At 44.6% G+C, this 5,877-nt stretch carries 6 protein-coding genes; 5 read left to right on the forward strand and 1 reads right to left on the reverse strand.

The genetic code is table 11. The features are described 5' to 3' along the window. Positions 1 to 305 precede the first annotated feature (305 nt). The gene (locus F6J94_RS28840) at positions 306 to 455 is read left to right on the forward strand and encodes a hypothetical protein (protein WP_293022569.1); all 150 of its coding nucleotides are present in this window, start codon (positions 306 to 308) and stop codon (positions 453 to 455) included. A gap of 265 nt (positions 456 to 720) precedes the next feature. Here F6J94_RS28840 and F6J94_RS28845 read toward each other — a convergent pair whose 3' ends face one another. Further along, positions 721 to 1,332 (reverse strand): Crp/Fnr family transcriptional regulator, encoded by a 612-nt coding sequence (locus tag F6J94_RS28845; RefSeq protein ID WP_293046710.1) that lies wholly within the window; start codon positions 1,330 to 1,332, stop codon positions 721 to 723. 104 nt (positions 1,333 to 1,436) lie between these two features. On the opposite strand from F6J94_RS28845, the gene F6J94_RS28850 reads away from it, so the two are divergent. The 4 genes from F6J94_RS28850 (at position 1,437) to fldA (ending at position 5,552) form a co-directional block, all read left to right on the forward strand. Further along, the gene (locus F6J94_RS28850; RefSeq protein ID WP_293046711.1) at positions 1,437 to 2,489 is read left to right on the forward strand and encodes a chlorophyll a/b binding light-harvesting protein; all 1,053 of its coding nucleotides are present in this window, start codon (positions 1,437 to 1,439) and stop codon (positions 2,487 to 2,489) included. Between the two features lie 95 nt (positions 2,490 to 2,584). Continuing rightward, positions 2,585 to 4,087, forward strand: coding sequence for a chlorophyll a/b binding light-harvesting protein (locus tag F6J94_RS28855; protein WP_367142287.1), 1,503 nt, complete (start codon positions 2,585 to 2,587; stop codon positions 4,085 to 4,087). 522 nt (positions 4,088 to 4,609) lie between these two features. After that, positions 4,610 to 4,753 (forward strand): hypothetical protein, encoded by a 144-nt coding sequence (locus tag F6J94_RS28865; RefSeq protein WP_293046712.1) that lies wholly within the window; start codon positions 4,610 to 4,612, stop codon positions 4,751 to 4,753. 286 nt (positions 4,754 to 5,039) lie between these two features. After that, on the forward strand, positions 5,040 to 5,552 hold the full coding sequence (fldA, locus tag F6J94_RS28870) for a flavodoxin FldA (RefSeq protein ID WP_293046713.1): 513 nt from the start codon (positions 5,040 to 5,042) through the stop codon (positions 5,550 to 5,552). The last annotated feature ends 325 nt before the right edge of the window (positions 5,553 to 5,877 follow it).

Raw genomic sequence — 5,877 nt, forward strand, 5'->3', positions numbered from 1 at the left:
AAACCTTAGGAGAGTGGAGCCTTTATGGTTAGTCGGTTATGGGTAAAAGGGTTAAAACTTTATGATTAAGGCTCCACTCTCCTTACGGTAACTTCAAACCTTATTCTAAGGTTTCGTCTCCGGAAGGGATGGGACTTAGTTTGCTTGATGCAGTTGAGCTTGGATGGATTAATTGCAAGCATAGCAAAACTAAGGCTTTTAAGGAACTCCTGGTCGAGATGCCAGGATCGCCTAGAAAGATGAGTGGAAGGCTTAACTCCAATTGCTGACTACCACTCCTCCCTCAGGCAACAATAAATTGCACCTTGACCGTTTTATACCGGATTATCCCGATTAATGACGGTTTAAGAGTATCTCTCTCACCAGACGCCAAGATTTCTCTAGATGCTTACCCCAATGTGCTGTCTTGGATGGAGCGGATTAAGCAATTATCAGGCTACATTGCGATCGCATAATTTCGGGCATTGCTGAATCTTCGAATTAATATGAGTGGGGTGGGCATCCTGCCCGCCCGAAATTATTGATAACGGGCAAGATGCCCGTTCCACCAAGATGCCCGTTCCACCAAGATGCCCATTCCACAAAACTATTAAAATCATTCGATTATTAAGCAACGCATAATTTCCTCCCCACCATCAGCCCGTAACTTAATCACGTCGATGGCGCTAGCGGTACTCTTTCCAGGTATGCTGAATCTAGCGCCATTGATAGCATTTTCATTTATATTTCAGAACAATCGCGCAACACAATACAGTATCGACGAGGACGACTGATTATCCCTTCTTCCTCAAACTGCTTGATCAGCCTGGTGATGGTTACTCGTGTGGTGCCAATCATCTCAGCTAGTTCTTGATGGGTCACTGGTATGTCAATAAGTTGCCCACTACAGACGGGACGACCGAACTTCCGGGCTAACCAACTTAAAAACTGCTGCAAACGCTGAGAGACTCTTGGTGTTCTAATGATACACAGCAACTCTTCTGTCTGTCGCAGATGGCAAACAATAGCCTCGGATAAGCGGTAAGACTGAGACAAAGACAGACATTGCGCTTTAACCCTAGTCAAACACTCGATCTCGTAAGTTTGCAAGTTAGACAAAGATTTCCCCACTACATCCCCAGCTCCCCAATATCCTAATGTTATTACTGTTCCTTCGTCATTCCAGGTCAAGGTTTTCACCACACCCTGTTGAACTACCCATAGTTGATCGGGTTCTAGAGCAATCAAGTCATGGCGCTTAAAGAGATGAACAGATGGCTTGAACCTAGTGGTGACAGGGTTCTGAGTGACTAACGATTGCTGTGATCCCTTACCAAATCTGCGAATTGTCATGATTCTTAATAAAAATAGGTTTCATTTTCCTTAAGCAGTAGTGTAAGCTATTCCAAGTAACTATTGAATATATTTTTCAATAAAATCCTAGGAGGTGTAGTATAGTGGCAAACATTGCTGAGAGTTCCCGATTAGTAGAGGGAGAGTATGGTTGGTGGGCAGGTAACGCTCGCCTCACGGAGTTATCCGGGAAATTATTGGGGGCTCATGTTGCCCATGCTGGTCTAATCGTCTTCTGGGCCGGAGCAATAACCCTGTTTGAACTATCCTGCTTCAATCCTGCCAAACCGATGTACGAACAAGGCTTAATCCTGCTGCCCCACTTAGCAGCTCAAGGCTGGGGCGTTGGTGCTGGGGGAGCTATAGTCGATACTTACCCCTACTTTGTGATTGGTGTTTTGCACCTGATCTCTTCAGCATTTCTCGGCTTTGGTGGTATCTTCCACGCCCTCCGTGGTCCGGAAACTTTGGAAGAAAAGTCTGGCTTCTTTGGGTATAGCTGGGCAGATGGTGACAAAATGACCACCATCATTGGCATTCACCTGATTCTACTGGGATTTGGAGCTTTCCTACTGGTGGCTAAAGCGATCGCGTTTGGGGGGTTGTACGATCCAGCAGTGCAGAATGTGCGAGTCATTAACAACCCTACCCTCAATCCAGCAGTGATTTTCGGCTATCTGTTTGGTACTGTGGGCAAGAACTGGATTGCTGGAGTCAGTAACCTAGAGGATGTAGTTGGTGGTCATATTTGGGTTGGTCTGCTGTGTATTGGCGGTGGCTTTTGGCACATCAAGACTCAACCATCTGAGTGGACACGGGGTCTTTTTATTTGGTCTGGAGAAGCCTATCTTTCCTACAGCTTGGGCGCTTTGGCGCTGATGGGCTTTATCGCCGCGTACTTCTGCGCTGTTAACACCGTAGTCTACCCAGAAGTCTTCTATGGTCCTGCTTTATCGGTTAAACTGGGTGTTTTCCCCTACTTTGCCGATCCTAACTCTAGCTCCCTTTCTTGCCGGAGTTGGTTAGCTAATGCTCACTTCTTCCTTGGGTTTTTCTTCCTCCAAGGTCATATTTGGCATGCTTTGCGAGCAGCTGGCTTTGATTTTCGCCGGGGTCAGGTAGTTGAGAATGCGATCGCATCTGAAGCTACTACCTAAATTCAGCTTAATGCAATTAATTCTAATAAAGTGTGTATATAATAGCACTTTATTGACCAACTCAAAATGCAAATAATTCTCAAAGAGGTACATCAATGACAGCAGTAATTGCTGATAGTCCCAACCAAGGCCAAATCTCAAAAGTCGGCTGGTGGGCTGGTAATGCTCGTTTTATTGAATTATCCGGTAAGTTGCTAGGCGCTCATATTGCCCATGCTGGTTTGATAGTCCTGTGGGCGGGAGCAATGACCCTGTTTGAACTATCTCGCTACAACCCTGACGTGCCGATGTATGACCAGGGATTAATCTTGTTGCCCCACCTTGCTTCGTTAGGTTTGGGTGTTGGGTCTGGTGGTCAAATTATCGACACCTATCCCTATTTTGTGGTTGGGGTCTTGCATTTGATTTCCTCAGCAGTGCTCGGAGCTGGAGGACTTTATCATTCCCTGCTTACTCCAGATAAATTAACCAAAGATGGCACCTTTGTTGGTTTCTTTGGCTATGACTGGAAAGACTCCGACAAGATGACCACCATTATCGGGATTCACCTAATCCTTTTGGGGGTTGGTGCTTGGCTGTTGGTAGCTAAAGCCCTGTTTTGGGGTGGACTATTTGACCCCTGGGCGAGTGGGGGTGGCAATGTACGAGTGATTACCGATCCCACCCTTAGCCCTGTCAAAATTTTTGGCTACTTAATTGGTGCATCCGGTTCAGAAGGCATGGCAGCCGTGAATAATTTAGAAGATGTGGTTGGCGGTCACATCTGGATTGGTTCGATCTGCATTGCTGGTGGTTTCTGGCACATCTTAACCAAGCCATTTAACTGGGCACGTGAGGTTTTGGTTTATTCCGGAGAAGCTTATCTCTCCTATAGCTTAGGGGCGCTGGCCTACATGGGAATTTTTGCCGCCTACTTTGTCATGGTCAATGACACCGTTTATCCGGAAGTGTTCTATGGTCCAGTAGGCACTTTAGAATCCAGTGATGGCATCGTATCTGCTCGCGGTTGGTTGGCAGCATTCCACTTTGTCTTTGCCGTGTTGTTTCTGTTCGGTCATATCTGGCATGCTATCCGGGCGCGAGGAGCAGAAGCTGGTTTTGACTTCAAAAAAGGTGAGCTGATTATCCCTCGGAGTAATCCCCAAGTTGGTGACTTGGCAACCCCAATTAACTCCTCAGATCTCAGCCTTAACTTCCTCAAAAACCTACCTATTTACCGTCCCGGTCTTTCTCCCCTGTCCAGGGGTCTAGAAATTGGCATGGCTCATGGGTATTTTATCTTTGGTCCGTTTGCCAAGTTAGGACCGTTGCGGGATTCACAGATGGCAAACTTAGCTGGTGTAACAGCAGCCATTGCTCTGATTGTAATCGCGACCATCGGCCTATCAATCTACGGTACAGTCACCTTTAAGAAAGAGCTAAAAACTGTACCTCGACCCACATTCGTTACCAGGGTACCCGAGGTACCAGAAACTATCCAAACTGCTGACGGATGGAGTCAGTTTGCTGGAGCTTTTCTAGTTGGTGGCGCTGGAGGAGCGATTTTTGCCTATCTGCTGGTTAATAACCTCAGTATGATTCAGGGAATGATGAGTTGAATTAGTTGCTAAAAAGTTTCAACAAATGCTAGAGTAATTAATGGAGCATTCTATAGGCTTCTTAAAATAGGAGCTGTTTGGGGCTAGGAAGCCATGTCAACCCTAACCCCATTATCTCTTTTCCCTAGCTTAGATATAACTAACCGTTCATCCGTCCCATAGTGACAGCCAGGTTAAGTGCAACTTTGACCTAAACTATTGGAACAGACAATATGCCCTCCTTTTGGTTTCAGTTTATTGATAAAATTTAGTGATAAACTAGAAACGACCTAGAGGGCGTTCATAAAGATGGATGCCATAACCACGATGGATGTCTCCACTAGCAACTAGCATTTACTGGTATTGCTGCCACTGTCGGCAACAGATGCCAATGCTGGAGGAAAGGATACTGACTGACTCTACCTCGGTAACCACTAAGCACAGCAAGCATACTACTTAGTTTCTCGGCGTTGCTGAATCAAGGAATGAATATAAGTAGAGTGGGCATCCTGCCCGCGCGAAAATAAGCATGAAACTGGCAAGATGCCAGTTCCACGCCTGATGCCCATTCTACAAAATTCTTACAATCATTCCATTATTAAGCAACCCCAGTTTTTCAACCATCTAGTAAGTCTTCAGCGATCAGCACTCAGCAAGATTTTGAATCAAGTAAAACTTAGGGATTGAGTTAAAAATTACTTTCCCTTTAACTAAAGGTTAAAAATAGCTGAGCGCTGAGCGAGCAATCCTTACACCAAGGAGCATGTCATCTTTGTAATTCTGTACATAGATCCCCCCTAGCCCCCCTTAAAAAAGGGGGGAATTAGATTAAAAAGTTTTCCTTAATAAGGGGGAATTAGATTAAAAAGTCCCCCTTATTAAGGGGGATTTAGGGGGATCTTAATCAGGAATTAAGAAAATTAACATGCTGCTATTACACCATCTAATCAACATCAATCAGGAGTAAATAAAAATGTCAAAAATTGGTCTTTTCGTCGGCTCTCAAACCGGTAAAACAGAGGCGGCAGCTGAGGAAATTCAAGAAGGACTTGGCGGTGATGGTGTCGTCACTATACATAAAATAGAAGAGGCTGAAAATAGCGATTTTGAAAAGTACGACAATATCATCATCGGCTGTCCTACTTGGGATATTGGGGAATTACAAGCTGACTGGGATGGCTACTTTGAAGAGCTAGATAATATCAACTTTAGTGGTAAGAAAGTTGCCTACTTTGGAACTGGAGACCAGGAGGGCTATCCTGATAATTTTATGGATGCCATTGGTATTCTAGAAGCCAAAATTTACGAATTGGGGGGTAGCACCGTTGGACAGTGGCCAAATGAGGGTTACGAATTTAATGAATCAAAAGCTCTCAAAAATGGTAAGTTTATTGGTCTTGCCCTCGATGACGATAACCAGTCTGAACTGACTGAAAAACGGATAAAAACTTGGGTAGCCCAACTCAAACAAGAGTTTGGAGTTTAGTTTTTACAACCGTTGTAAGCTGCTATGCATTTAAATTGGCTATTTTCCAATTAGGAAAAAACCTGAGGTGCGCTTGACCCGTAATTAAATTCGCCACGGGTCGCACCTGAAAACCCTCTCTATTTTATAAAGCTAGCTACGTTGACCGTTGACTATTGACCACTGAAAGTTGATCGTTAACGGTCAACATTAATGACTTTCAAACATATAATAAAATGCTTCACCCCTATTGAAGATTTGTGATTATAAAATTGCTATAGGGATCCGTGTAGGAATTATGATAATTTTTTATCCCTACTCCCTACTCCCTACTCCCTACTCCCTA

Source organism: Moorena sp. SIO1F2 (genome assembly GCF_010672755.1).
Classification (GTDB): Bacteria; Cyanobacteriota; Cyanobacteriia; order Cyanobacteriales; family Coleofasciculaceae; genus Moorena.

Bases quoted from the DNA above. Each gene is read 5' to 3' on its own strand.
- F6J94_RS28855 (WP_367142287.1), top strand. From the start codon at position 2,585: ATGACAGCAGTAATTGCTGATAGTCCCAACCAAGGCCAAATCTCAAAA.
- F6J94_RS28845 (WP_293046710.1), bottom strand. From the start codon at position 1,332: ATGACAATTCGCAGATTTGGTAAGGGATCACAGCAATCGTTAGTCACT.
- F6J94_RS28865 (WP_293046712.1), top strand. From the start codon at position 4,610: ATGCCAGTTCCACGCCTGATGCCCATTCTACAAAATTCTTACAATCAT.
- fldA (WP_293046713.1), top strand. From the start codon at position 5,040: ATGTCAAAAATTGGTCTTTTCGTCGGCTCTCAAACCGGTAAAACAGAG.